Raw genomic sequence first — 25,308 nt, 5'->3', positions numbered from 1 at the left:
GCTTGCGTAGGTGGTGCCTGGTGAACCTTTCCCGACTCGACCTCAATCTGGTCCTCGCCCTGCGCGCGCTGCTGGAGGAGCGCAACGTCACCCGGGCCGGCGAGCGCGTCGGGCTGAGCCAGCCCGCGATGAGCGCGGCGCTGTCCCGGCTGCGCCGCCATTTCGACGACGAATTGCTCGCCCGCACCGGAAATTCCTACGAACTGACGCCGCTCGGCGTCGCGTTGCGGGACCGCAGCGCGACCGCGTGTGACCTGCTGGAGCGTGTCTTCTCCAGCCAGGCCGACTTCGACCCGGCGGCGGAGACCCGTGAGTTCACCCTGCTCGCTTCCGACTACGGGGCGGCCGTGTTCGGCGCCGCGCTCGCCCGCGTCCTGCACAACGAGGCACCCGGCATCCGGCTCACCTTCCAGCACCCGGCACCCTCCGTCGAGGAGAACACCGCCGCCCTGCTGAGCACCGTGGACGGACTGCTGATGCCGCACGGCGTCATCGTCGGCTTCCCAGCCGTCGACCTCCATCAGGACCGATGGCTGTGCCTGGTCGCCGACGACCACCCCGAGATCGGCCACGAACTCACCCTGGACCAGCTCGCCCGCCTGCCCTGGGCCGTCTACCAGCGCCCCTACGACACCCCGGCCGCCCGCCAGCTGAGCATGCTCGGCATCAGCCCCCACGTTGAGGTCTCCGTCCAGACCTTCCAACTGCTCCCGCACATGATCGAGGGCACCCGCCGGGTCGCGATGATCCAGGAGCGCCTGGCACGCAAAGCGGCCCGCTCCGCCGCGGTGCGCGTCCTGCCCTGTCCCTTCGATGCCGTACCGGTACAGGAGGCGATGTGGTGGCACCCGGTGCACGCCCAGGACGCGGCCCACATCTGGCTGCGGCAGAAAGCCGCGGAGGTGGGTGCGACACTGACAGGCCGCGGCGCCCCCGAGGCCGTACCCGCCGTACAGGGCACGGAGCTGGCGCCGGGCCTGCTCTGAGCCGGGCCCGGCGGCAGCCGGTGGTCGGTGGTCGGTGGCCGGTAAAACCCCATCTCACGGCAGGGTGGGTTCGGCACGTGTCGGCCTCATCGTCGTCCGGTACGACGGCAAGGCCGACACGCGCGACGGGGCCGGGGCACCGCCTTCGGTACCCGGCCCCGTCGGCTTCCGCGGCCTCAGGACAACTGCTCCGGCAGCGACCGGGGATCCGTGGTGCCCGCGCTGCGCCGGGCGCCCCACAGCCCTGCCGCGACGACTGCGGCAGCCAGCCCCAGCACGCCCACCGCCCCCGCGAGACTGCCGACCGCCGACTCCAGGGCGAGCAGCACCAGCGGGCACACGAACTCACCGCCGAAGAAGGCCGCCATCCACAACCCCGTGCCCCGGCCGCGATCCTCGAACGCCAGCCGGGACATGGCACTGGTGAGGAGGGCGGGCAGCAGCATGCCCGTACCCAGACAGTTGATCACCGCTCCCACGACCAGCAGCGGGGCGTTGCCCGCGAGGAACATCACTCCGAAACCGGCCGAACAGAGCGCGAGAACGGTCGGCAGTATCGGGTCGGGGGAGCGCTTCAGCCGGGCGAAGGTGACCGCTCCGGTCACGGTGGCGGCACTGGCGATCGCGGTGGCCATGCCGATCACACCGGAGTTCTCCACCCCGAGATCGTCGAGCAGGTACGCCATCTCCACCGGGACCGTGTAGAAGACCATCGCCCCGAAGAAGGTGAGGGCACAGATACCCGTCAACTGCCGCCAGGGGAACGGACGGCGGGCCGCAGCCTCGGCCGTTTCCGTCTCGGCCAGGCCGTCGTCGGCGGCCGCGCGGGCCGCCGGGTTGGACAGAGCGGTGGCCATCAGCGGGGCGAGCACCAGACTCACGGCATAGATCCAGAAGGGCACCCGCCAGCCCGACGTGCCGACGGCGCCTCCGACCAGGAAGAAGACGGTGGCCGACGCGGAGGCGCACATGGTCTGCAGAGCGAGGTACTTCACCCGCCGGTGACCGGAGTAGTAGTCGCCGATCAGCGTCGTGCAGCAGGTCATGATCGCGGCCTCGGCGACGCCGACCAGGGCGCGACTGGCGATGATCGCGCCCAGGGAGTTCAGCCAGAGCGGCGCCGTGCCGAACAGGGCATACAGGACGGTCGCCACGATCAGCAGGCGCTTGCGGCCAAGGCGGTCGACGATCACCCCGGCGAACGGGGCCAGCAGCGCCAGCGACAGCGCCGGAACGGTCAGCGCGAGGGGAACCAGCGCCTTGGCCCCCGGTGTCGACGCGAAGTAGTCCTGCATCTTCGGCAGCACGGGGGCGATCAGCACCGCCCCCAGGATCGGCAGACAGCTGCCTGCCATCAGCAGGATCACACGCAGCAGATGGGTCGGGCCCGATTCGGCGACGGGTGACGCAGCGGCGTCACCCACCGCCGCGGGGGACGGGGACACGGAACCGGGCATGGCGACTCCAGGGGGCGGCGTAAGGGAGCGGGCATGCCTTTCGAGGGCGCCTACGGCGCACGGCATGCTGAGGACGGCCGCACGTCGGCGGCTGCTCCGGACAGCAGCGTGCGGGTAGGGACGACTATGAGCGGTCGGGGGGCCCTGCCGCCATCCTCCGCGCGATCCGAATCCCGTATCCGGGTCATCCACGCCGTGGATGAGCTTCGCCCGCGCGCCTTCGGGTACGGAGTGGACAGGCCGCCGGAGCGGGTCCGCCGGGACGAGGCCAGGGGCTCGAGGCTGGCGGGCGGGGCGACGTCCTTGCGGTCGGACCAGGTCGAGGTGGCGATGGCGTTCTTCCGCGTGGTCTGGGAGTCGCCGGCTCAGGAAGAGCTTGGCGCGGGCCTTGCGCGGGGCCTTCTTGAAGATGGCGCCGCCCTGGGCCCAGGAGTCGAAGCGCTCGGTGCTGGAGAAGACCCGGGTGCCGTTCGGGCGGGCGTCGCCGCCGACGGAGGCGAGGTGGTCGACGCTGGCCACTCTGGCGGCGGACCCGGGCACCCCGCGGATCAGCTCGGGGCTCTGCTTGACCAGCTGGGCCAGGTAGTTCCACCCGTCCTTGCCGACGATCTGCTGGTAGCCGAACAGCACGGCGTCGTCGTTGGGGTAGGTCAGGATCAGCTTGCGCCGTGTGACCGGGGTGCCGCAGGAGGCAGGGTACCGGGAGAAGTGGCGGCTTGCGCTGGATGCCCTTGACGAACTGGCCGAGCGGGACATCACCTGGGTGGTTGGCATCCGTGGTGACCTGAGCGTGAGCGTCCAGCCGCACGACGCACAGCCCACGGTCCCGGTCTGGTCCGGCAACGGCCGTGAGCCCCGGCCCCGCTACCGGACGTCGCCGGTGCCGGACGCCGCCGCTACCGGACGGCGCCGGTGCCGGTGGCGGAGCCGGCCGTGGCGCCGGGCCCAAGGCATTCGGCGAGGTGACCTGGCGCCAGGGCTCCCGCGAGCCGATGACCTCCTGCTTCCGGGCGGTGCGGGCGCGGCCGGCCGGGGTGCGCTCCCGTCGGCTGGCCCAGAAGGCCGCGGACGCCGAAGACGGCCAGTGGGACGGTGTACTGCCCGAGGTGTGGCTGCTGGCCGAGGAGCCGACACTGCGCTTGCCGGAAATCTCATCCGGGCAGGTCTTGCGGCATGTCGGTATGCGTGGAGGATACCGCCGAGGCGATCGCGTCTTCGTATGCCGAGGCTGGCGATCTGGTCCGGATCGGTGATCGGCACGGGTAACGGGTGCAGCGGCCGGGCGTTCGCGAGGCCCTGATGTGGCCGATGAGCGTTGTAAAACCGCTCGAACTTGCGCAGCGCATAGAGCAGGTGCCGGTGGTTCCAGATCAAGGTCCGGTCCAGCAGTTCGCACCGGCAGATCTGCACCCACCGCTCCATGACCGAGTTCATTCTCGGCATACAGCCGGGCCCCGGACAAGGTGACTGTTTCCAGGAAGTCGCAGGCTGGCAGGGCATCGGCCTGGGAACGCAGGAAGTCGGCCCAGGTGCTGCAGGCCCGCTCGGGTGCCGGGTCGATTCCGGCCTCTCTCAAGATCTGCCAGACGGTGGACGCGGCGACCTTCACCCCCAGGACGAGAAGTTCACCGTGCACCCTCCGGTAGCCCCAACCGGGGTTTTCTCTTGCCAAGCGCAGCACCAGGGCCCGGATGGAGCGCACTGTGCGCGGCCTTCCCGGGTGCTTGGGCCGGGAGGCGGCCGCGTGGCGATGTGCGACCAGGCTGCGGTGCCAGCGCAATACCGTGTCGGGTCGGATCACCAGTCGTATCGTGCGCAGCACGTCCCGTGGCAGCCGGTGCAGCAGCGCCGCCAGGAACGCCCGGTCGTCAGGAGCGCAACGCACCCTCTCCTTGCCGAGTTGCCGCTCCAGCACCATCAGCTGGTGGCGCAGCGCCAGGATCTCCGCGTCCTCGTCGCGGTCGCCCATCGGCAACGGGCCAAGCATGGCGAACACGTGGGCCACAGCCAGGCAGCCCAGTCGCAACAGCACGGCCGACCACCATCCCGCGACGATCGACAGCCGCGCGAGAGCGTGGGCTCAAGCGATTGCCATCGAAGTCGGAACATCCCTGCTCATTGCCTCCCACCAGGACGGATGGGTTTTTCGGCAAGCGCAGGGTGCCCTTGGGTCATGCCTTCACGCCAGGACGGTTATGCGTCTGTGGCACGGGGCCTTCCGTTTACGCAAGACGATGGTCGGGTGTACTGCCCGACGCGCAAGATCTCACCGCTGCGGAGGCCGTCGCGCGGCCCGCACCGTCATTCGCAAGTGCCCTGAGCGTCACAGTCGCTGCCCTCGCGCTGGTGGCCGCGGCGGGCGTCGCGGTCGAAGATGCCCAGGATCTCGCAGGGCCCGCCCTCGGCGCCGATCGCGTGCGGCATCATCGTGGGGAACTCGGCGGCCTGGTTGGTCTCGATGCGGAAGCGGCGGTGGCCGAGCATGAGGATCGCGGTGCCGGACAGGACGACGAGCCATTCGCGCCCCGGGTGGGCACGCATGCGCGCCGGGTTCTCGGGCGGTGGTTCGGTCATGCGCTGGCGCACCACGCTCATGCCGGGGTCACCCTTTACGGGCCAGCGCATCAAGCCGTGGGTGCCGTCGATCATCGGGCTGGTGACTACGTCGTCAGCGGCGGTCTCCACGAGCTGATCCAACGTGGTGTCCAGGGCGCGGGCGAGAGTGACCAGCTGATCCAGTGCGAGGCGGCGCTGGCCGTTCTCGATGCGGCTCAGTGAGGACTGGCTGAGGCGGGCGCGGGTGGCCAGTTCCTCCAGGGACCAGCCCTGCGCCACCCGCAGAGCGCGGATGCGTTTGCGTACGAGGCCGTCCAGCTCTCCACTTTCTTGCGTCATGGGCAACAGCGTATGCCCTATATGCAATGCGGGGTTAGCGTCGTGTGTTGATGGTCCGCAACGTCTGGGACCACGCACAAGGCAAGGGTAGGAGGACATGGCTGTGACGACTTCTCCGTACGCGAGCGACGCACTGCCCGGCGGGACCGTTGACACGGTGGTGATCGGCGGCGGCGCCGCGGGGCTGAACGGTGCGCTGATGCTCGCCCGCTCCCGCCGCTCGGTCGTCGTGATCGACAGCGGCACCCCGCGCAACGCGCCGGCCGAGACCATGCACGGCTTCATCGTCCTGGACGGCACCCCGCCCCCCGAGATCCTTCGGCGGGGCCGGGAGCAGGTGCGCCAGTACGGCGGCCGCATCGTCTTCGGAGAGGTGGCCTCGACCGAGCCCGCCGCCCCGTCGGCTGACGGGGATCTGCGTTTCACCATCACCCTGGCCGACGGCCGGAGCGTAACCGCGCGCCGTGTCCTGGTGGCCACCGGCCTGCGGGACGTGCTGCCCGAGGTTCCCGGGCTCGCCGAGCACTGGGGACACGGTGTGGTGCACTGCCCGTACTGCCACGGCTGGGAGGTGCGCGATGAGCCCATCGGCATCCTCGCCACCGGCCCGGCCTCCATCCACCACGCACTCCTCTTCCGCCAGCTGACCGAGGACCTGATCTACTTCACCCACGGCACTCACCTGGATGAGGACACCCGCGCGCGCTTCGCCGCCCGCGGCATCCACATCATCGACACCCCGGTGCGGGAAGTCATCAACAGCGAGGACGGCACCCTCGCCGGGGTGCGCCTGACTGACGGCCAGGTCGTGGCCCGTCGCGTCCTTGCGGTCGCCGCGCAGATGCAGGCCCGCACCGAGGGCCTGGACGGTCTGAAGCTGCCGATGGAGGACCTGCACGACAACATGGGCCGCCGCTTCGCCTCCGGCATGGCCGGCACCACCGAGGTGCCGGGCGTGTGGGTGGCTGGCAACGCCACCGACCTCACCGCCCAGGTTGGCGCCTCCGCAGCGGCCGGTGCCCTGGCCGGCTCTCACATCAACGCCCTGCTGGCCACCGCGGACACCGACGCGGCCCTCGCCGCAGCCCAGGGCGAGGCACCCACCCCCTGACGTCCCGGCGCGGCACCGGCCCACCGCTCGACCGCATCCGGCGATGCGCGCGGCGGCCAGGCCCCGCCCCCCTTCACTCGGCGACCGGCCTGCTCCGGCGCTGACTCAGCCTGCCCATTTTGAGAGGAACCCATGAGTACGAACCAGCCCGTACAGGCCGCGAGAGCCAGTGGTGGGGGTGTACCTGATGCGCGTCAGTTGCGCACGATCCTGACCGCCGTCTCCATCGCGCTGATGGCCGTCATCGCCTCGGTGTCCGGGCTGAACGTCGTGCAGACCCACATGGCCGTGGAGTTCGGCGCCTCGCAGAGCACGGTCCTGTGGATCATCAACATCTACACCCTTGCCCTGGCGGCGCTGCTGCTGCCGCTCGGCGCCGTCGGCGACCGCCTGGGCCGCAAGCCCATGCTCATCGCCGGGCTGGGTGTCTTCGGCGCCGCGAGCGTTGTCGCGGGCCTGGCCCAGTCGGCCGAAGTCATGCTCGCCGCGCGCGTGGCCAGCGGTATCGGCGCCGCGATGATCATGCCCATCACCCTCGCCGTCATCACCTCCACCTTCCCTGAGGAGCAGCGCGGCAAGGCGATCGGCGTGTGGACCGGCGTCGCCGGAGGCGGCGGCATCCTGGGCATGTTCCTCTCCGCCCTCCTCGTCGATGTCGCGGACTGGCGCTGGCTGTTCGTCCTGCCGGTGGTCCTGGTCCTCGTGGCCCTGGCCATGACGGTGAAGTCGGTTCCCAACTCCCGCGAGAGCTCGGCCCATCGCTTCGACACCGTCGGCGCGCTGGTCTCCACCGTCGCCGTGGTCGGCCTCATCTTCGTCCTGCAGGAAGGCCCCGAACGCGGCTGGACCGCCCCCGCCACTCTGATCAGCCTCGCCGTCGGTCTCATCGCCACCATGGGCTTCGTGGCCTGGGAGCTGTACCGCCACGACGCCTCACTGCTGGACGTGCGGCTGTTCCGTGAGCGCGGCCTGGCCGGCGGCTCGGTCACGCTGCTGGTCGTCTTCGGTGTCCAGGCGGGCATCGCGGTGGTCCTCTTCCCGTTCTTCCAGGCCGTGCTCGGCTGGTCGGGCCTGCTGTCCACGATGGCGATGATGCCCATGGCCGTCATGATGATGATGGCATCCGGCCTGGCCCCCAAGCTCGCCGCACGTAACGGTTCCCGCCCGACCATGGCCGTGGGAATCGCGCTGGCCGGCGTCGGCCTGGCGCTCATGGCCCTGTTCGTCTCCGTCGAGGGCGGCTACCTGACCATCCTGCCAGGCATGCTCGCCATGGGCATCGGCATGGGTTTGTCGATGACCCCGTCCACCGAGGCCATCACCGGCTCCCTGCCGCGCGAGAAGCAGGGCGTTGCCTCCGCGCTCAACGACGTCACCCGCGAATTCGGCACCGCACTCGGCGTCGCCCTGCTCGGCGCGCTCCTGTCCGCCGGCTACCGCAGCGCCATCGACGACAGGCTCCACGGCATCCCCCAGGGGGCCGCGGACACCGCCCGGGAGGGCATCGCCAACGCCGTTGAGGTGGCGGGCAGTACCGGCCCGCACGCGCAGGACCTGGTTCAGGCCGCCCAGCGGTCCTTCGTCGACGGCTGGCAGCAGGCCATGTGGGCAGGCGTCGCCGTCATGGGGGCTCTCTTCCTCTACATCGCCCTCCGCGGCCCGAAGAACACGGCCCCCGCCGTCGTGGACGAGACAGAAGCCACCGAGACCGTCGCCGCCCGCTGACCACACAAGAGCTGGGCGCACAGCAAGCAGACCGCTCGTGCCTTAGCAGGGTGTCTGGCACCGCGATCGCGCGGTGCCGGACACCCGCCCAGGCCGGCTCTGTCACTCGCACCATTGCCAAGCAGTACCGATTCCCCAGTCCATAACCAGGAGAACCGCCGATGAGCACTATCGAGTTGACCGCCAAGAACTTCGACGAGGTGATCGCCGGCAACGACTGCGTCGTGATCGATTTCTGAGCCGAATGGTGCCGCCCCTGTCGCAAGTTCGGGCCGGTCTTCGAGCGGGTCTCGGAAAAGCACGATGAGATCGTCTTCGCCAAAGTCGACGCCGAGGTCCAGCAAGAACTGGCCCAGGGGTTCGAGATCACATCGATTCCCACCCTCATGATCGTGCGCGAGGAGCGCAGCGGGCAGACTATGTCACCCCGAACCGAAGGGCCACGCCCTGCGACTACGCACAGATCTGCCGGCGATGCGGCGAGACGGACAGCGACGTCGTCACCGAGCACGCCTGGGATACCTCATGGTGGGGCGGCAGGTGCCGACGATGCGGCCAGCGGTGGGTCGACGACGGGGACTGACCGGCCGTGCCGTCGGGAAGCCCTGCGAGCGCGCGAGCCGGCAGTCGCGTCGGACGGCGTGGCGGGCTTCGTGGGCCACGCACGAGCCGCGGTCGGCGTCGGACACCCTGTCCTGTGATGCGGCTCCGGCACGCTGCCTGTCTCAGGTGCGGGCCGGCGGCGATTCGTCTGCCCGGCCCCGTATGAGACGCGGGGTCCGCCCCGCTTTGGGCGCACCCGCGCGAGTCATTCCGACAGCCGTGAACGTCGCCGCTGCTGCTGTGGCGGCAGCAGTGAACGCGACGACCAGCCAGACACCCCCGACAGGGGCGTTCGTCTGCGGCGCTGCGAACCCTCCGGGCACCGCGTACACCACGAGCCGGTCTCCTGCCTCCGTGTCGGCGGGGCACGCCTCCCCCAGCGGGACGAAGTCGGACTCCCTGAGCTTCCGTTCGAGTTCCGTACCGTCGAGCCGCTCCAGCGAACACTCCCACCAGGACCCGGTGACCTTCCCCGTCGGCGCGTTCCTCTCATGCCGAACGGCCTCCGTGACGACGGTCTCCAGCGGCTTGCCCCACACGTCGAGCACGGCCTGGTCGAGAAACGTCAGCAACCCCACGGCCAGCAGACACTCCACGATTGCGGCCACCCCGAAGTGCCAAGGACCAAGACGGATGAAACACACGGCGATCAGTGCGAACCCCACGCCGAGGAGTAACAGCCCCGCAGCGACGGCCACTGCCGGGTGAGGCCACCACGCGGGAACGAGCACTACCGCGACCACGGCCAGCCCGCATGTCAGCACCGAAGCGGTGACCCCCACCAGCGCACCGGTCCCCCCAAGCCGCAGTCTCCCGCTCACCGACACCTCCCCCACTGCCCAAACGTCCCGTGCTCTTTCCTGCCCAGCCTGCGAGCGGTCCGACCCTGCGCTTGCCGAAAAACCCGTCCACCCTGGTGGGAGGTGGTGTGCGAGGGTGTAGGGAGTCTCGTTGGAAGGCGCTCGCCCCCGTGCTCTCGCGCGGCTGTCGATCGTCGCGGGATGGTGGTCGGCCGTGCTGTTGCGACTGGGCTGCCTGGCTGTGGCCCACGTGTTCGCCATGCTTGGCCCGTTGCCGATGGGCGACCGCGACGAGGACGCGGAGATCCTGGCGCTGCGCCACCAGCTGATGGTGCTGGAGCGGCAACTCGGCAAGGAGAGGGTGCGTTTCGCTCCTGACGACCGGGCGTTCCTGGCGGCGCTGCTGCACCGGCTGCCACGGGACGTGCTGCGCACGATACGACTGGTGATCCGACCCGACACGGTATTGCGCTGGCACCGCAGCCTGGTCGCACATCGCCACGCGGCCGCCTCCCGGCCCAAGCACCCGGGAAGGCCGCGCACAGTGCGCTCCATCCGGGTCCTGGTGCTGCGCTTGGCAAGAGAAAACCCCGGTTGGGGCTACCGGAGGGTGCACGGTGAACTTCTCGTCCTGGGGGTGAAGGTCGCCGCGTCCACCGTCTGGCAGATCTTGAGAGAGGCCGGAATCGACCCGGCACCCGAGCGGGCCTGCAGCACCTGGGCCGACTTCCTGCGTTCCCAGGCCGATGCCCTGCCAGCCTGCGACTTCCTGGAAACAGTCACCTTGTCCGGGGCCCGGCTGTATGCCGAGAATGAACTCGGTCATGGAGCGGTGGGTGCAGATCTGCCGGTGCGAACTGCTGGACCGGACCTTGATCTGGAACCACCGGCACCTGCTCTATGCGCTGCGCAAGTTGGAGCGGTTTTACAACGCTCATCGGCCACATCAGGGCCTCGCGAACGCCCGGCCGCTGCACCCGTTACCCGTGCCGATCACCGATCCGGACCAGATCGCCAGCCTCGGCATACGAAGACGCGATCGCCTCGGCGGTATCCTCCACGCATACCGACATGCCGCATGACCTGCCCGGATGAGATTTCCGGGAAGCGCAGGCTCATATCGCCCTCTGCCTGCGAGGGTTCGGTTTCGTTCGTGGGCCCGGGCACTGACGCCCCAGGTCTGATGACCGTACGGCGGTTCCGGGAGGCGGATTGCCGACGAGCGCACGCGGTGTTGTCGGTCGAAGAACCGACGGCTGTTGATGGGCGTCGCGGTGCGGTACGGCGGTGATCAAGGTGAATTTCACCGGCCCGAGCCACGAGGGTTTCGCCAAAGCCCGGGAGCACGGGCAGTCGGACTCGGCAGTCGGACTCGGCAGTCGGCTTTACGGGCAGCGCACTCCTTCTGTACTCACAGCGCACAACGCCGGTTCGTGCCTCGTCCTGTCGCTTCGAGCGTGGTTAACGTGGACGCGGCTGAAATTCATGCGGATCGGTATTCCGTCGGGGCGGCCACGCGGCGAGGGGTCACAAATCCCGCACGGAGTTCGGTGCAGGAGTGCGGCTCTCGCCCTGCCGATTCCCGCAAAGACACGATCGAGGTGTTGTCGTGGTGCAGTGGACGAGGCGCGAGGATGAGCGGCTGCTCACCGGGAAGGGCCGATATGTCGCCGATATCGACGTGCCGGGATGTCTGGATGCCGCATTTGTGAGAAGCCAGGCAGCCCACGGCCTGCTACGGGCCGTGGACTGTACGGCGGCCCGGGATGTGCCGGGTGTCGTGGGAGCCTGGTCGGCCGCGGATCTGCCGGACCTTCCTCCGGTTCCGTACACCCTGCTGGCCAGGCTTTCCACGGAGGACGCCGTTGCGGGCCGGGAGTGGCCGGCCCTCGTGAAGGATCGCGTGCGCTACCCGGGCGAGGCACTGGCGGTCGTCCTGGGGGAGGACCGGTACCGGGCCGAGGACGGGGTTGCCGAGGTCACCGCCACGATCGACCCCCTGCCCGCCGTGGTGACACCCTCCGCGGCGCTGAACGATTCTGTCCGCCTGTTCGACGGATTGAGCAATATCGCCCTGCGGGGCGAGGCGGGAGAGCCGATCGACCCTACCGTTTGGCAGGGCGCGGCCGCCGTGGTCGAAGCGACGTACCGCCAGCAACTGCTGATGCCCAGCCCCATGGAGTGCCGCACGATCCTCGCCGTACCCGAGGGGGACCGGCTGACCGTGTGGTCGGGGCATCAGATGCCGCACCGGTTGCGGCGTGAGCTCGCCGCATCGCTCGGTTGGTCCACCGACCGGATCCGGGTGGTCGTCCCCGATACGGGAGGCGCCTTCGGGTCCAAAAGCGCCGCGTTCCCCGAGTTCGTGGTCGTCGCCCACCTGGCCGTGAAGCTCGGGCGGCCGGTGCGCTGGATCGAGGACCGCTTGGAGTCGATGCTCGTCGCCACCCGGGGCCGGGGACAGGACCAGACCGTCCGGCTCGCCGCCGATGCCGAAGGGCGGCTCCTCGCCTACGAGTTGACGATCGACGCCGACGTCGGCGCCTATCCGCACCTCGGCGTGGGACTGCCCATGCAGACGGCGTGGATGGCGACCGGCGCGTACACCACCCCACACGTTCACGCGACGCTGCGGTCGGTGCTCACCAACACCATGGTGACCTATCCGTACCGGGGCGCCGGACGTCCCGAGGCGGCGATCGCCATCGAGCGGACGATGGACCTGCTCGCCCGGCGGCTCGGGATCGACCCGATCGAGCTGCGACGGCGCAACTTCATCCCGCCCGATGCCTTCCCGTACGAGACACCGACCGGACGCCGTTACGACAGCGGGAACTACGCCGCCGCCCTCGACCTGGCCCTGGAGACGCTCGGCTACGAGGAGTGGCGTGCGGAGCGGGCCCGCCGCCGCGCGGACCCGGGCGCCCTGCCGCTCGGTATCGGAGTCTCCTGCTATGTGGAGCGCTCGGGCGGCGAGCAGGGCGGCCTGCACGAGTTCGGCAGCCTGGAGGCGCATGAAGACGGCACCGTCACCGCTCGCTGCGGTGCGGCGCCCAGCGGTCAGGGGCACGAGACGGTCTTCCCCGCGCTGGTCGCCAAGGTGCTCGGCATCCCGGAGGCACAGGTCCGCCTCGTCGAAGGGGACACCGACGAACAGCCCGAAGGGCTGGGCTCCTTCGCCAGCCGGTCGGCACAGGTCGCCGGTGCCATGCTCCAGCACGCCGCGACCCTTCTGATCGAGGAGGCCCGCGACCGGGCGGCGGGGCTGTGGGATCTGCCGCTCGAAGAGGTCGGGTGGGCGGACGGCACCGTGCAATCCACTCGGGACGGTTCGGCCGTCATGAGCCTTTCCGAGCTGGTGCATGCCACCGGACCGTTGCGGGTCGAGGACCGGTTCGAAGCAGGCATGGCGTTCCCCTTCGGCGCGCATGTGGCGGTGGCCGAGGTGGATCCGGACCTGGGCACCGTCAACGTCCTGCGGCTTGTGGCGGTCGACGACTGCGGAGTGGTCCTCAACCCCACGGTGGTGCACGGGCAGGCGTTCGGATCGGCCGTGCAGGGCATCGGCCAGGCCCTCTACGAAGGCATGACGTTCGACGACGACGGCGTACCGCACCTGGCGAGCGGATTCCTGGACTACCTGCTCCCGACGTTCACGGAGATCCCGCCCATCGAGATCAAGGACACCTGCACACCCAGCCCCAGCACACCGCTCGGTGCCAAGGGAGCGGGGGAGTCGGGCTGCATCGGCACCCCGGCCGCCATCGTCAACGCCGTGGCGGACGCCCTGCGGATCGCCGATCCCGACCTGCTGCAGATGCCGCTCACTCCGGACAGCGTCTGGCGTGCGGCGCGCGCCCCGAAACACGAGGAAGGCGCCCGGTGAAACCCGCAACCTTCGACTACGTGGTACCCCGCACGGTCGCCGAGGCCGTGAAAGCACTCGGCGACACCGGCCGCAAGGCCCAGGTGCTCGCCGGAGGACAGAGCCTGATCCTGGAGATGCACCTGCAACGCATCCGGCCGGAGCTCGTCGTCGACATCAACCGCATCCCGGAACTCGACGGCATGCGTGTCGAGGGCGACGAGCTGCGCGTCGGCGCTCTGGTCCGCCACGCGGCCTTCGAAGAAGCCGATGCCGTGCCGGGCCCACTCGGCACCCTGCTGTCCCGGGCCGTGGTCAACATCGCCCATCCGCCGATCCGGTCCCGCGGGACCATGGCCGGCAGCTTCGGCTGGGCCCACCCCGCCTCGGAGTGGTGCGCCATCGGCGTCGCGCTGGACGCCACCGTGGAGGTGACCGGCCCCGACGGCGCCCGCGCCATCGCGGCCGGCGACTACTTCCTCGGTCCGTACCGCACCGCACGCCGCCCCCAGGAGCTCATCACCGCCGTACGCCTCCCGCTGCTCGGCGAGAACACCGGCGTCGGCTTCATCGAGCACCGTCGTACGCACTTCTGCTTCGCCCAGGTCGCCGTGGCGGCGGCCCTTACGGTGAGCGACGGCGTGATCAGCGACGCACGGATCGGACTGGTGAACTCCGCCGACCGGCCGATACGGGCCCGCGCCGCCGAACGGTCGCTGCTCGGTACCGAGATCGGCCCGCCCCCGACAGGGCCCCGGCTCCCCGACGACCATCCCTTCGCCCGCGCCGGCCGCGTCGCCGCCCAGGAGGACGCCGAACCGGTCGCCGAACCGTACGCCGACGTCGAGTACAAGCGGCAGGCCATCGCCGTCCTGGTCGGCAGAACACTCCTCGAGGCGGCGGCGGACCAACGCGCCCGCCTTGCCGCACGAGAAGGAGACCACCGATGAAGATCACGCTCAACGTGAACGGCACGGAACAAGTCCTCGACGCGGAGCCCCGGCGCCTGCTCGCCGATGTCCTGCGCGACGACCTGGGCCTCACGGGTACGCACCTGGGGTGCGAACACGGCATCTGCGGGGCCTGCACCGTCCTCATGGACGGCAAGGCGGTCCGCGCGTGCCTGGTGCTGGCCGTGCAGTGTGACGGCAGCGCCATTCGCACGGTGGAGGGCCTGGCGGGGCCCGACGGTGAACCGCACCCGCTGCAACGGGCGTTCTCGGCCGAGCACGCGCTCCAGTGCGGATTCTGCACACCCGGCTTCCTCATGGTGGCCGCCGGAGCACTTGAAGCCGATCCCGATCTCGCCGACAAACCCGATGCCGTCGCGGGCGTGGTCGGCTCCAACATCTGCCGGTGCACCGGCTACGAACCCATCCGGCGCGCCATCACGCGCGCGGCCAGGGAGCAGCGGGACACTACCGCCTGACATGCGCGCCCCCCGCGGGAGCGCCGCTCCCCGGGGCCGATCGAGGAGAGACACCATGAACGGTGACATCCGCGCCGGAGTCATCGACGTCCACGCACACTGGCTGCCACGCAGCCTGCTCGCCCTCCCACCCGGGAACCCGCTCGGCGGCATGAACGACCGCGACGGCGAACTCTTCCTGGGAGAAAGCCCGCTGTCCTTCCCGACGGCGGCGATGACCGACATCGACACCATCGTCGCCGACACCCGGAAGGCCGGACTGGGCGCCCGCGTCATCTCCGCGCCGCCCTTCGCCTTCCCCGTCCACGCCCCCGCCGAGGCGGACGACTACATCGCCGCCTACAACGAACAGCTCGCCGACGCCGTGTCCCGCACGGACGGAACACTCGTCGGACTCGGACTGGTCCGGCTGGACGACGTGGACGCCGCCCGGAGGGAGCTGACGCGGCTGGCCGCCACGGAAGGCATCGCGGGGGTCGCCGTCCCACCCGTGGTCGACGGCCGTTCCTACGACCGGGGCGTGCCACGAGAGGTCCTCGGCATCGCCGCCGCACTGGGGCTGTCCGTCCTGGTCCACCCGATGCAGCTGCCGCGCGCCGAGTGGGACCACCACTATCTCGTCAACCTCATCGGCAATCCGGTGGAGAGCACGACCGCCGTGGCCGCGGTCCTGCTGGGCGGCGTCCTGGAGGAACACCCGGACCTGCGGATCTGCTTCGTCCACGGCGGTGGCTGCGCACCCTCCCTGCTGGGCCGGTGGGGACACGGCTGGCGCTCCCGCGACGACGTGCGCCAAGGAAGCAGCCGTCCCCCGGCGGAGTCCTTCACCCTCCTCTACTTCGACACGATCACCCACGACCCCGAGCTCCTGAGGCTGCTGCGTGCCCACGCGTCGCCCGACCGGATCGTCTGCGGCAGCGACTACCCCTTCGACATGGCGCAGCCCGACCCGGTCGGATTCCTGCTCGACCATGGGATCGACGCCGCGACACTCGAAGCGAACGGCCGTAGGTTCCTCGGGCTGAAGCCCGTCAACGCGTCGTGATGACACCCGCAGCCCCGCCTCTGGCGGCCGAAGCCACGAGCAGATCGGAGACCTCCGTGCGCGACCTGGTGCCCCGCCTGCTGGAGTGGCAGGCCGCAGGAGCCCCCTATGCCATCGCCAGCGTCGTCGCCGTCCGTGGCAGCGCACCGCTGCAACCGGGAGCGGCCCTGTGCGTCCGTGCCGACGGCACGGCCCTCGGCAGTGTGTCGGGAGGCTGTGTCGAGGGCGCCGTCTACGACCTGGCCCGTGAGGTACTGGACTCGGGGCAGCCGCGGTTCGTCTCCTTCGGATACTCCGACGACGCGTTCGCGATCGGGCTGACGTGCGGAGGCGAGATCGATGTCTTCGTCCAGGCCGTGGACGACGACACGGCGAGGGCTCTCGCCGCCGCCCACCTGGCGGTTGAGACAAGGCGTCCGGTCGTCGTGGCCCGGGTGATGTCCGGACCCGACGGACAGGCCGGCGCAGCCGTCGCCGTGTGGAAGGACGGGCACCTGGGCAGCACCGGCCGGGCCGGGCTCGACCTCCTGGTCCTGACCGACGCCCGCTCGAGGCTCGGCCAGGACGACAGCACCGTCAGGACGTACGACACCGGCACATCGAGCGAGACCCGGGTTCTGCTCGAGGCATGGGCCCCGTCGCCACGGCTGCTGGTCTTCGGGGCGAACGCCCACGCCGCGGCCGTCAGCCAGATCGGCGCCTTTCTCGGGTACCACGTCACGGTGTGCGACGCCCGCTCCACCTTCACCACATCCGAGCGCTTCCCGCACGCACACGACGTGGTGGTCGATTGGCCCCACAGGTATCTGGCGGCCCAGGAGACCGATCGCACCACCGTGGTGTGCGTGATGACGCACGACCCGAAGTTCGACGTTCCCGTGCTCGCCGAGGCGCTGGCCCGACCCCTGGCCTACGTGGGTGCACTCGGTTCCCGGCGCACCCAGGACCGAAGGATCCGCGACCTCGCCGAGGCGGGCGTGTCGCCCGACGCCATGGCGAGGCTGCGCGCTCCGGTGGGCCTTGACCTGGGCGCGTCGACACCGCAGGAGACCGCCGTGTCCTTCGCGGCGGAACTCATCGCGGTGCGCAGCGGCCGCAGCGGCCGTTCGCTCTCCCTGCTGGACGGGCCCATTCACCCGACGGCGGGTGCGTATCGCGCCGGCCACAGCGCGGTCATGGACCAGTTCACTGCCGGAGCCGATCTTGTGCCCGGACGAGCAAGTGCGGTTCTCCCGGCTCGCTGACGTGACCGAGGCGCGTGGCAGGCCCGCTGTGCCCTCACCCGGAGGGTCCTGCCGAAATGCCGGAATACCTGCTTGATGGCATCCAGTTCGCTCCGGGAGGTGTTGTTGGTCTTCGCGTCGAGGATCGTCTTGTACGTGAAGACCACGTCGGCGGAGATCAGCCTCTCCGCGCGGGACGTCCCGCTCGGCGCGCGGCATGGGACCCCTGGCCACCGGGCTGGCCTTCCTCCCCCTGACCGTGCCGTTCGCCGTGAACCCGCCGCTGACCGGGAGAATCGTCGCGAGGTCCGGCCCGCGGCTCCCCGTACTCGCCGGACTGGCACTCCTCGCCTCCGGCACCGCCGCCCTCGCCCTCGCGGCCCGCGCCGATGCGCCCTACGCGTGGCTGGCCGCGGGCCTGCTGCTGACCGGCCTCGGCGTCTCCTTCGCGCTCCCGCCCTGGTCACCGCCGTGGGCGGCCGGCGGCCTCCTCAACGCCGCCCGCCAGGCGGGGGCGAGCCTCGGCGTCGCCACGATGGGCGCGCCCCTCATGGCGGGCGGGACGACCAGGGCCTCCGGGATGAGTGGGGCGACCGGGGCGTTCTGGGCCTTTCTGATGGCGGCCGTCGCCTGCGCCGCCACGGGCATCTGGTTCGGGCGACCGCCTACAGCTGACCGCCCGCGCGCCTCGGGTATTTCGATCGTGACGCTGAGGATCAAGGAGACACTGGGTGCGTGAGTGCTGCATTAAGGCGCACGGTCGGCGTGGCGACCCTGCTGGTCGCCATCGCCGTCGCGCTCTGGCCGGCCTTCGGCCCGCCCAGTGATGGGGAGGGCGGCATCGGGTGGCTGCGTCACGGTCTGGTGCTGGGGTGCTTGGGAGCGGCCGCCTTCTCGACCCGGCTGATATTCCCCGACACTCGGGAGAATGTGGCGAACGTGGTGTCTGATCAGTCAGGTTGCGAGTGTCCCGGGTCACGGCTGTGGGCCCTCAGGAACGGGTGACCGAGACAATCCACGGGCGCAGGCGTGTGATGTCCGCGAATGACGCGACAGTCAACGCGGGACGAAGACTTCCAGGCCCGCCTCATCCAAGCCCTGGAGCACCGCACAGGCGTCCCGCTCGGCTGACCGCGTTCCCTTCGCTCAGAAGCCGTGCCGGCGACGCGGGCCGTGGCCTACAGGGCTTCGTGCTCGGGCGGGTCCGGCAGGGGGCCAGGGGCAGGCGCCTCGAAGGACCGGACGAACAGGGCGACGACGCGCCGCCAGGCGCCTTGGCCGTGGGGCCGGAAGATCGTCGCGATCCCCACCCCCGCCTCCCGCGCGACGGAGGCCATGGAGGCGTCCAAGCCGTCACGCCGGAACACCGCGCGATCGGCGGCCACGATCCGCTCCCGGTTGCGCTCACTCGCCGCCGAGAACATCACCGCCCGCCTTCCCTGCGGACGTGCTCGACCGCGACGCACTCGCCCAGGCGTTCAAGGACGCCGCCGCGGCGTTCGGCGGGATCGACGTCCTGGAGTACTCCCCGGTCGGGACGTTCGGCTCCACCGCGCTGACCGCGCCGACCGAGACCGAGCCGTCCCAAGTCGAGTTCGAGATGAACTTCCAGCTCTACGGGGCCATGGCCGCCGCGCAGGCGGTGCTGCCGGCCATGCGCGAGGTCGGCGCCGGCGCCCTGCTCCACACCACAGGCGCCGGCTCCATCACCCCGGACCCGCGGGTGGCCAACGTCAACGCCGCCGCGGCCCTGCGCAACTGGGCCATCAACCTGCACAACGAGCTGGCCGGCACTGGCATCCAGGCCGCCCACGTCGGCATCGATGTGTCGATCGGCACCTCCATCCTGCCTCGCCTGCCGACCGCCCAGCCCGAGGAGATCTCCCCCGTGTACTGGGCACTGCACGCCACCCACCGCGACGAGGCCGAGCGCGTCTTCCGCGGTGTCTGCAGAAGCGGTTGGAGGAGATGCCCTCGGTTGGGCGGGTGAGCGCGATCCATGGCCGACGCCGGGTTCGGCTGCCCGAGATGGAGCCGGGGGGGCTGGGGGCAAGGCTTCGTTCGCGCCTGTCACCGGCCTGCGACGAACCTCGGCTTGCGATCCATTCCGGTGAGCTGCGGGCGCTGCGGCTGGTTGTCGCTGGTGGCGGCCATTGCGGCTGCGGCTTTGGCGGCGTTGTCAGTGGTAGCAGTCACGATGGCGGTCATGACCATCACTGATGCTGTGATCGCCGACAACGCTGGGTACGCGCAAGCGGTCGAGACCGCGATGAAGGCCGCGGCCGCCTACTACGGGGGCGGGGACAGTGCGCTGGACGACGACGCGTACGACCGGCTGATACGGGCGATCACTGCCTGGGAGACGGACCACCCTGAGCAGATTGTGCCCGGGGCGCCGACGGGGAAGGTCGCCGGAGGCGTTGGGCAGGGGGATGTGCCGCACACCCAGCCCATGCTGAGTCTGGACAACGTCTTCTCCCTTGAGCAGTTCACCACCTGGGCCGCCTCGCTGGAACGGAGAATCGGCCGACCGGTTCAGGCATGGAGCGTGGAGCCGAAGCTGGATGGCCTTGCGATAGCCGCGCGCTATCGCGACGGCCGGCTGGTGCAGCTGATCACTCGCGGCAACGGGACAGCCGGGGAAGATGTCTCGCACGCGATCGGCACTCTCAAGGGCCTGCCCGGTCAGCTGGCCGAGCCGGTCACGGTGGAGGTGCGCGGCGAGGTGCTGATGACCGCGGTCCAGTTCGAGACGGCGCTCGCGGTGCGTGCCCAGCATGGTGGGGAGCCGTTCGCGAACCCGCGCAACGCCGCGGCGGGCACGCTGCGGGCGAGAGACCGTGCGTACCGGCTGGAGATGACGTTCTTCGGCTACGGCTGCCTGCCCCTGCCCACCACGGACGCTGAGCTCGCGGAGCGTCTGACCGGCTCCTCTCACAGCGAGGTGATGACCTGCATAGTCGGCTGGGGTGTGCAAACGGCGGCAGCCACTGACGTGCCCGGCCGCACCGTCACCTCCGTGATGGCCGTCCAGGACCGCGTCGAGGAGCTCGCGGGCCTGCGGGCCGACCTGCCGTTCGGTATCGACGGCATTGTCATCAAGGCCGACCTGGCCGCCGACCGGCAGGCCGCCGGATCCGGAACTCGGGCGCCTCGCTGGGCCATCGCCTGGAAACTCCCCGCGGTGGAGAAGATCACCAGACTGCTGGACGTGGAATGGAACGTGGGCCGCACCGGCATCATCGCTCCCCGCGCCGTTTTGGAACCGGTCGAGATCGACGGCTCCGTCATCACCTACGCCACCCTCCACAACCCCTCCGACATCACCCGCCGCGATCTGCGCATCGGCGACCAGGTCATGGTCTACAAGGCCGGCGACATCATCCCGCGCATCGAAGCCCCCGTCGCCCACCTGCGCACCGGGGCCGAGCAGCCCATCGCGTTCCCCGAGACCTGCCCGCAGTGCGGATCCGGCATCGATGCCTCCGAGCAGCGCTGGCGGTGCGAACGCGGACGCGACTGCCACCTGGTCGCCTCCGTCTCCTACGCGGTCGGCCGAGACCAGCTCGACATCGAGGGCCTCGGCCTGACCCGAGTCGTCCAGCTCACTGACGCGGGCCTCATCAGCGACTTCGCCGACCTGTTCACCCTCACCCGCGATGCGCTCCTGACGCTGGAGCGGATGGGCCCCACCAGCGCCGACAACCTCCTGGCCGCGATCGAGCAGGCCAAGACCCGGCCGCTGTCGCGGGTGCTGTGCGCGCTGGGTGTGCGCGGCACGGGCCGCTCGATGTCCCGCCGCATCGCGCGCCACTTCGCCACCATGGGGGCGGTCCGGGCCGCTGACGCGGATGCGATGCAGCAGGTCGATGGCATCGGTATCGAGAAGGCACCCGTGATTGTCGCCGAGCTGGCCCAGCTCGCACCCGTCATCGACAAACTCATCGCCGTCGGAGTGAACACGACCGAACCCGGCGCCACTCCACCTGCCGGCAACGGCGCGGCCCATACGGCCGAGGCGGCAGGCTCCCTCCATGGCATGACGGTGGTCGTCACCGGCGCCATGACCGGTCCACTGGAACAGCTCGGCCGCAACCAGATGAACGAACTCATCGAACAGGCCGGCGGCAGGTCTTCCTCCAGCGTCTCCAAGCGCACCTCCCTCCTGGTCGCCGGAGAGGGCGCCGGGGCCAAACGCGCCAAGGCCGAAGACCTCGGCATCCGCATCGTCTCGCCCGGCGAGTTCGCCGAGCTCATTGCCGACCTCCTGCCCTGACCTGGCACCGAGAACCCAGGGAAGTGATCAGGGAGGATCACCGTCTCGGTGCCTGGGCCGGCGGGCAAGGGCAGCGGTACGGTCGGTCCCAGGAAGCGCTCGCTGCAACCCTTGCGATCCACCAGGGATCCGCTGCTCACGGTCTCCGAGTTCGGCAGGGGATCGGGATGAGTGGCCATACTCGGCGCCGCCGAGCGCATCGATCCACGGGCCATCGCCGACCTGATGATGATTGGCGAGCTCGGACTCGATGGGCGCCCTCTTGCAGAACCGCGAAGAACATCCTCAGACCACGGACCAACCGGGCTGGAAGAGCTACCTCCAGCGGCTTGCCACGACATCGCAGCTTCGGGGGTGGTGCCAGCATCACCTCTGAATCGGGGCCTGGGCCAACTGTTTCGCGGGCCACCGCGGAGGAGAGTTGATCCCGTCACCAGGAGCCCGGCCGACGGAGCCGGATATCGACAAGGAAGCAGGGAAGCATGATGGCCAGTCACACGCGGCGGAGACTTCTCAAGGGGGCCGCGGTCGCGGCAGCGGGCAGCGTGGTCGGCAGCGGCGTCGGGCCCGCCTTATTCACAGCCGCGGCGCAGGCGAGCCCCATGGCCGGGAAGAGCGGCGCGACCGGGGCGACCCCGTTCCTGGAAGGGGCCTTCGAGCCGGTCACCGAGGAGTTGACGGCCTTTGACCTCAAGGTGACCGGCCGCATCCCGCGTGACCTGGACGGCCGCTACCTGCGCAACGGCCCTAACGCGCTGGGCCTTGAGGATGTCCGCGCCCACCACTGGATGCTCGGCGACGGAATGGTGCACGGGGTCCGGCTGCGCGGCGGGCGTGCGGAGTGGTACCGCAACCGCTGGGTGCGGTCCTCGCAGGTGACGGCCAAGCTGGGGGAGACCTATCCGGGCCAGGCACCGCCGGACGACTTCGCGTCCAACACGCACGTGATCCCGTACAAGGGCCGCATCCTTGCGATGCAAGAAGGCGGACCGCTGCCGTACGAACTGGACGGCGAACTCAACACCGTGCGCCCGTACGACTTCCGCTCCACGCTGGGCGGCGCGTTCACCGCGCACACCAAGTACGACTCGGCGGCCGACGAGCTGCACGCGATCGCGTACTACCCCACATGGGACCATGTGCGGCACATCATGATCGACCGGACCGGCCAGGTAGTACGGACCACACGGATCCCCGTCGCGGACGCGCCGATGATGCACGACTTCGCGCTCACCGAGGAGTACGTGGTGATCGTGGACGTGCCGATCACCTTCGACGGTGCCGCCGCGGAGGAGGGCGCGATCGTGCCGTACGTGTGGAACGACAGGCATCCCATGCGCATCGGGCTGTTGCCGCGCACCGGCCGCACCACGCGCTGGTTCGAGATCGACCCGGTGTACTATTCGCACACCCTCAACGCCTACGACCAGGGTGACACGGTCGTAGTGGAGTACACAGGGTTCCCCGCGCCGTTCTACGCCGCCGGTCGCGGCATGGGCGGACCTTCCGCGACCGGTGCCCCAACCCTCGACCGCTGGACGATCGACCTGCGCTCGGGCCGGGTCCGCAGCAGCCGGCTGGACGACCGCCCGCAGGAGTTCCCCCGCATCAACGAGTCTCTGGTCTCGCGTCGGCACCGCTACGCCTACACCGCGAGCGCGGCCGAGATGTGGCGCGCGTACGAGACCGTTGACGGGGTGCCGCCGGACGAGAAGTTCACCAACTACCTGGTGAAGCACGACATGCCGCGGAGCCGCAGGCAGCTCCACCGCTTCCCGGAGGGCGCGGCGGTCAGCGAGCCGGTGTTCGTCCCACGGCGCGGCGCGCGGGACGAGGACGACGGCTACGTCCTGTCGTATGTGAACGACCCCGACCGCGGCGCGACTGACCTGGTGATCCTCTCGGCCCAGGACTTCGGCGGCCACCCGTTGGCCCGTATTCACCTGCCCGGCCGGGTACCGCTGGGATTCCACGGCAACTGGATCGCGGACGCCTAGGCGGTCACGCGGTCGGGGATCTTGAAAACCCGAAGCAAGGTGCAGCTCTTCCGGGTGCCAGTTTGCGTGTGGGGTGCAGTTGGGGCCGCGTGGAGGGGGCTAGGCCACGCCGATGCCCTCGCTGGCGAACACGGCATCGCAAGCGGCGGTGAATTTCGCGTCCCGGTCGCGGATGAGGTGAGTGAATTCCGAGGCTCGATCTCCGAGTTGCCACAGAAACTGCCGGGCCTGCTGGACGGCCCAGGCGGCGGTTGGGTGGGCGGTGACGCCGAGGATGTGGACGGTGTGGGTGCGTACCTCCATGACGAATAGCGCGTAGAGGCGCTGGAGGCTGATGGTGTGGAGACGGAAGAGATCGGTGGCGAGCAGGCCGCTGGCCCGGGCCTTGAGAAAGCCTTTGTGCCCGAGCGGCGCAGGAACATAGCCGAGGCCGCGTTCCTCCGGTGCGGATCGTAGTTTCGGGTTGCCGCCGTAGACCTCGTCGCCGGTGACCCATCCCACGTGGTGTCCTGCGTCCCAGAACCGTTCGATCATCGTGAGGGCCAGTTCCGGCTTGGTCGCGAAGGCGGTGTTCTCGTCGAGTCCGGCCGCCCGGCAGCGGTCCGGGTCGCTCGTCCAGGAGCGCGGGATGTACAGCTCCCGGTCCACCGCCGCGTGTCCCCGCTCACCCGCGTAGACGAGGTAGACCGCGACCTGGGCATTCTCAATCCTCCCGGCCGTCCCGTTGTACTGGCGCTGGACCCCGACGGTGTGGGTTCCCTTCTTCACGTCACCTGTCTCGTCGACGACCAGTACTGCCGCCTCGTCGTGGAGGTGCTCGACGACGTATGCGCGCACGTCATCACGGACAGCGTCGGCGTCCCGGACGGCCCGGGACAGCACATGCTGCATTGCCGTACGGATTGGCCTCGCCCGCCCACTCCGCGATGGTCAAGCAGTTCTTGCGCGGCAGGTCCGACAGCAGGCCGAGCACCAGCCGCCCGGCCCGCAGCCGTGGCTCGACCCGGGCCAACCGCCCCGCGATCCGGCCCATGGCCACCTCGAACGCCTCCCCCCAGCGAGCGGGATCTATGCCGTGCCCCGCGGCCACCGTCTCAACGTTGCTCCACACAAGTCACGATGATCAATGGTGGCCGCCCCCGTCTGCTGACGGGCCCGACCAGCGAGATCACGATCTACAGCGGGATTTTGGGGAGCTGGCGGTCAGGCGCCACGGTCCAGCGGCGCTTGCGCCAGATGAACGGAGGGATCTCGATTCGGCTTTCGACTGCACCATCCCATTTCGCGCGAACGCCGTTCGCGGCAAGAACATCGCAAACTTCCCGGCCGATCGCCGCACTACCCGAGTCGCGCTTCAAGGGATCGCTCTCGAACGCACCGAACGCCAGCATCAGGCCCTCACCGGCTACGCCTGCCTCCAAGTCCTGACTGTGATAGAACACCGCGCCGCGCGCCGCAGCTGCCAATACATCGGCCGCTTGATGTGCCTCGCTCCAGCCGTCGGACAGGGTGTATCCCGCGTTCTGGAGGGCAACGATGCCGTGCAGGTTCATCTCATCAAACGCCCGGTCAATGGAATCGTTCATGGTTGATTTGCGCCAGCGGGCCTCACGACGACGGTGCTGGCGGAACTGTTGGGTGACGTAGGCGGTCAGCTCGTCCACGAGTGACTCGTCGTCCACTCCCGGTTCTGCCGCCACCCACTTCCGTACCTCGTCCTCATCTTTGAATCCGCCCCATACCTCCACTGCAATCTTCTCGCGAATAAACTGGAGATCGTCTGCGTCAAGCATTCGGTGATCATAGGAACAAGCACCGACATCGCCTGCGACTGGGCGAGTTGGCCAGGACAGCCACCTGGTACTTCTTGACCGGCGACCCCCGTGACCTGCGGCC

At 69.9% G+C, this 25,308-nt stretch carries 17 protein-coding genes and 6 pseudogenes; 15 read left to right on the top strand and 8 right to left on the bottom strand.

What is annotated here, in order from left to right; translation table 11 throughout:
* Positions 1-20: 20 nt before the first annotated feature.
* Entirely contained in the window at positions 21-986 is a 966-nt protein-coding gene (locus tag ACH4U7_RS22890) for a LysR family transcriptional regulator (protein WP_398529695.1), read from the top strand.
* Positions 987-1,162: 176 nt separating this feature from the next.
* Here the strand turns inward: ACH4U7_RS22890 and ACH4U7_RS22885 are convergent, their stop codons facing one another.
* Positions 1,163-2,443 carry an MFS transporter gene (locus ACH4U7_RS22885; protein WP_398529817.1) on the bottom strand — a complete coding sequence of 427 codons (1,281 nt, stop codon included), beginning with the start codon at positions 2,441-2,443 and terminating at the stop codon, positions 1,163-1,165.
* 664 nt (positions 2,444-3,107) lie between these two features.
* Between ACH4U7_RS22885 and ACH4U7_RS22880 the strand changes: the two are divergent.
* Positions 3,108-3,573: pseudogene (locus ACH4U7_RS22880) on the top strand (IS701 family transposase); the annotation flags it as partial.
* Between the two features lie 37 nt (positions 3,574-3,610).
* Here ACH4U7_RS22880 and ACH4U7_RS22875 read toward each other — a convergent pair.
* Positions 3,611-4,475 (bottom strand): annotated as a pseudogene (locus ACH4U7_RS22875) (helix-turn-helix domain-containing protein); the annotation flags it as partial.
* Between the two features lie 269 nt (positions 4,476-4,744).
* Positions 4,745-5,338, bottom strand: coding sequence for a helix-turn-helix domain-containing protein (locus tag ACH4U7_RS22870; protein WP_398529694.1), 594 nt, complete (start codon positions 5,336-5,338; stop codon positions 4,745-4,747).
* A 97-nt stretch (positions 5,339-5,435) separates the two neighbouring features.
* Between ACH4U7_RS22870 and ACH4U7_RS22865 the strand changes: the two genes are divergently transcribed.
* The 3 genes and pseudogenes from ACH4U7_RS22865 to ACH4U7_RS22855 all read left to right on the top strand — a co-directional run bounded on the left by ACH4U7_RS22865 (position 5,436) and on the right by ACH4U7_RS22855 (position 8,875).
* Complete coding sequence (locus tag ACH4U7_RS22865) at positions 5,436-6,449, top strand: NAD(P)/FAD-dependent oxidoreductase (RefSeq protein ID WP_398529693.1); 1,014 nt, start codon at positions 5,436-5,438, stop codon at positions 6,447-6,449.
* Positions 6,450-6,581: 132 nt separating this feature from the next.
* Positions 6,582-8,174 (top strand): MFS transporter, encoded by a 1,593-nt coding sequence (locus ACH4U7_RS22860; RefSeq protein WP_398529692.1) that lies wholly within the window; start codon positions 6,582-6,584, stop codon positions 8,172-8,174.
* Positions 8,175-8,335: 161 nt separating this feature from the next.
* A pseudogene (locus ACH4U7_RS22855) lies at positions 8,336-8,875 on the top strand (thioredoxin family protein).
* Between the two features lie 24 nt (positions 8,876-8,899).
* Here ACH4U7_RS22855 and ACH4U7_RS22850 read toward each other — a convergent pair.
* Positions 8,900-9,613: a hypothetical protein gene (locus ACH4U7_RS22850; RefSeq protein ID WP_398529691.1), complete on the bottom strand. Its 714-nt coding sequence runs from the start codon at positions 9,611-9,613 to the stop codon at positions 8,900-8,902.
* Positions 9,614-9,791: 178 nt separating this feature from the next.
* Here ACH4U7_RS22850 and ACH4U7_RS22845 point away from each other — a divergent pair.
* The 7 genes and pseudogenes from ACH4U7_RS22845 to ACH4U7_RS22815 all read left to right on the top strand — a co-directional run bounded on the left by ACH4U7_RS22845 (position 9,792) and on the right by ACH4U7_RS22815 (position 17,878).
* Positions 9,792-10,659 (top strand): annotated as a pseudogene (locus tag ACH4U7_RS22845) (integrase core domain-containing protein).
* 527 nt (positions 10,660-11,186) lie between these two features.
* The gene (locus ACH4U7_RS22840; protein WP_398529690.1) at positions 11,187-13,463 is read left to right on the top strand and encodes a xanthine dehydrogenase family protein molybdopterin-binding subunit; all 2,277 of its coding nucleotides are present in this window, start codon (positions 11,187-11,189) and stop codon (positions 13,461-13,463) included.
* A complete protein-coding gene (locus tag ACH4U7_RS22835; protein WP_398529689.1) occupies positions 13,460-14,392 on the top strand; it encodes an FAD binding domain-containing protein in 933 nt (310 codons plus the stop codon). The genes ACH4U7_RS22840 and ACH4U7_RS22835 overlap by 4 nt, the downstream gene beginning before the upstream one ends.
* A complete protein-coding gene (locus tag ACH4U7_RS22830; protein ID WP_398529688.1) occupies positions 14,389-14,871 on the top strand; it encodes a (2Fe-2S)-binding protein in 483 nt (160 codons plus the stop codon). The genes ACH4U7_RS22835 and ACH4U7_RS22830 overlap by 4 nt, the downstream gene beginning before the upstream one ends.
* Before the next feature lie 55 nt (positions 14,872-14,926).
* Positions 14,927-15,916: an amidohydrolase family protein gene (locus ACH4U7_RS22825; RefSeq protein ID WP_398529687.1), complete on the top strand. Its 990-nt coding sequence runs from the start codon at positions 14,927-14,929 to the stop codon at positions 15,914-15,916.
* Positions 15,917-15,972: 56 nt separating this feature from the next.
* Entirely contained in the window at positions 15,973-17,160 is a 1,188-nt protein-coding gene (locus tag ACH4U7_RS22820; protein ID WP_398529686.1) for an XdhC family protein, read from the top strand.
* Between the two features lie 196 nt (positions 17,161-17,356).
* Positions 17,357-17,878 (top strand): hypothetical protein, encoded by a 522-nt coding sequence (locus ACH4U7_RS22815; RefSeq protein ID WP_398529830.1) that lies wholly within the window; start codon positions 17,357-17,359, stop codon positions 17,876-17,878.
* 547 nt (positions 17,879-18,425) lie between these two features.
* On the opposite strand, the pseudogene ACH4U7_RS22810 reads toward ACH4U7_RS22815, so the two are convergent.
* Positions 18,426-18,563, bottom strand: a pseudogene (locus tag ACH4U7_RS22810) (TetR family transcriptional regulator); the annotation flags it as partial.
* Between the two features lie 23 nt (positions 18,564-18,586).
* Here ACH4U7_RS22810 and ACH4U7_RS22805 point away from each other — a divergent pair.
* Entirely contained in the window at positions 18,587-19,129 is a 543-nt protein-coding gene (locus tag ACH4U7_RS22805; RefSeq protein WP_398529685.1) for an SDR family oxidoreductase, read from the top strand.
* Between the two features lie 80 nt (positions 19,130-19,209).
* On the opposite strand, the gene ACH4U7_RS22800 is transcribed toward ACH4U7_RS22805, so the two are convergent.
* Positions 19,210-19,347, bottom strand: coding sequence for a hypothetical protein (locus ACH4U7_RS22800; RefSeq protein ID WP_398529684.1), 138 nt, complete (start codon positions 19,345-19,347; stop codon positions 19,210-19,212).
* Here ACH4U7_RS22800 and ligA point away from each other — a divergent pair.
* Both ligA and ACH4U7_RS22790 read left to right on the top strand, forming a co-directional pair.
* Entirely contained in the window at positions 19,337-21,415 is a 2,079-nt protein-coding gene (gene ligA, locus ACH4U7_RS22795; RefSeq protein ID WP_398529683.1) for an NAD-dependent DNA ligase LigA, read from the top strand. The two genes, ACH4U7_RS22800 and ligA, sit on opposite strands and share 11 nt — an antisense overlap.
* A gap of 485 nt (positions 21,416-21,900) precedes the next feature.
* On the top strand, positions 21,901-23,412 hold the full coding sequence (locus ACH4U7_RS22790) for a carotenoid oxygenase family protein (RefSeq protein WP_398529816.1): 1,512 nt from the start codon (positions 21,901-21,903) through the stop codon (positions 23,410-23,412).
* 411 nt (positions 23,413-23,823) lie between these two features.
* Here the strand turns inward: ACH4U7_RS22790 and ACH4U7_RS22785 are convergent.
* Both ACH4U7_RS22785 and ACH4U7_RS22780 read right to left on the bottom strand, forming a co-directional pair.
* Positions 23,824-24,445: pseudogene (locus ACH4U7_RS22785) on the bottom strand (IS701 family transposase); the annotation flags it as partial.
* Between the two features lie 142 nt (positions 24,446-24,587).
* Positions 24,588-25,205, bottom strand: coding sequence for a DUF6891 domain-containing protein (locus tag ACH4U7_RS22780; RefSeq protein WP_398529682.1), 618 nt, complete (start codon positions 25,203-25,205; stop codon positions 24,588-24,590).
* Positions 25,206-25,308: the final 103 nt, after the last annotated feature.

Origin of the sequence: Streptomyces sp. NPDC020845 (assembly GCF_044334165.1) — a bacterium.
GTDB lineage: Bacteria > Actinomycetota > Actinomycetes > Streptomycetales > Streptomycetaceae > Streptomyces.
This window is presented reverse-complemented; position numbering and strand designations above follow the sequence as displayed.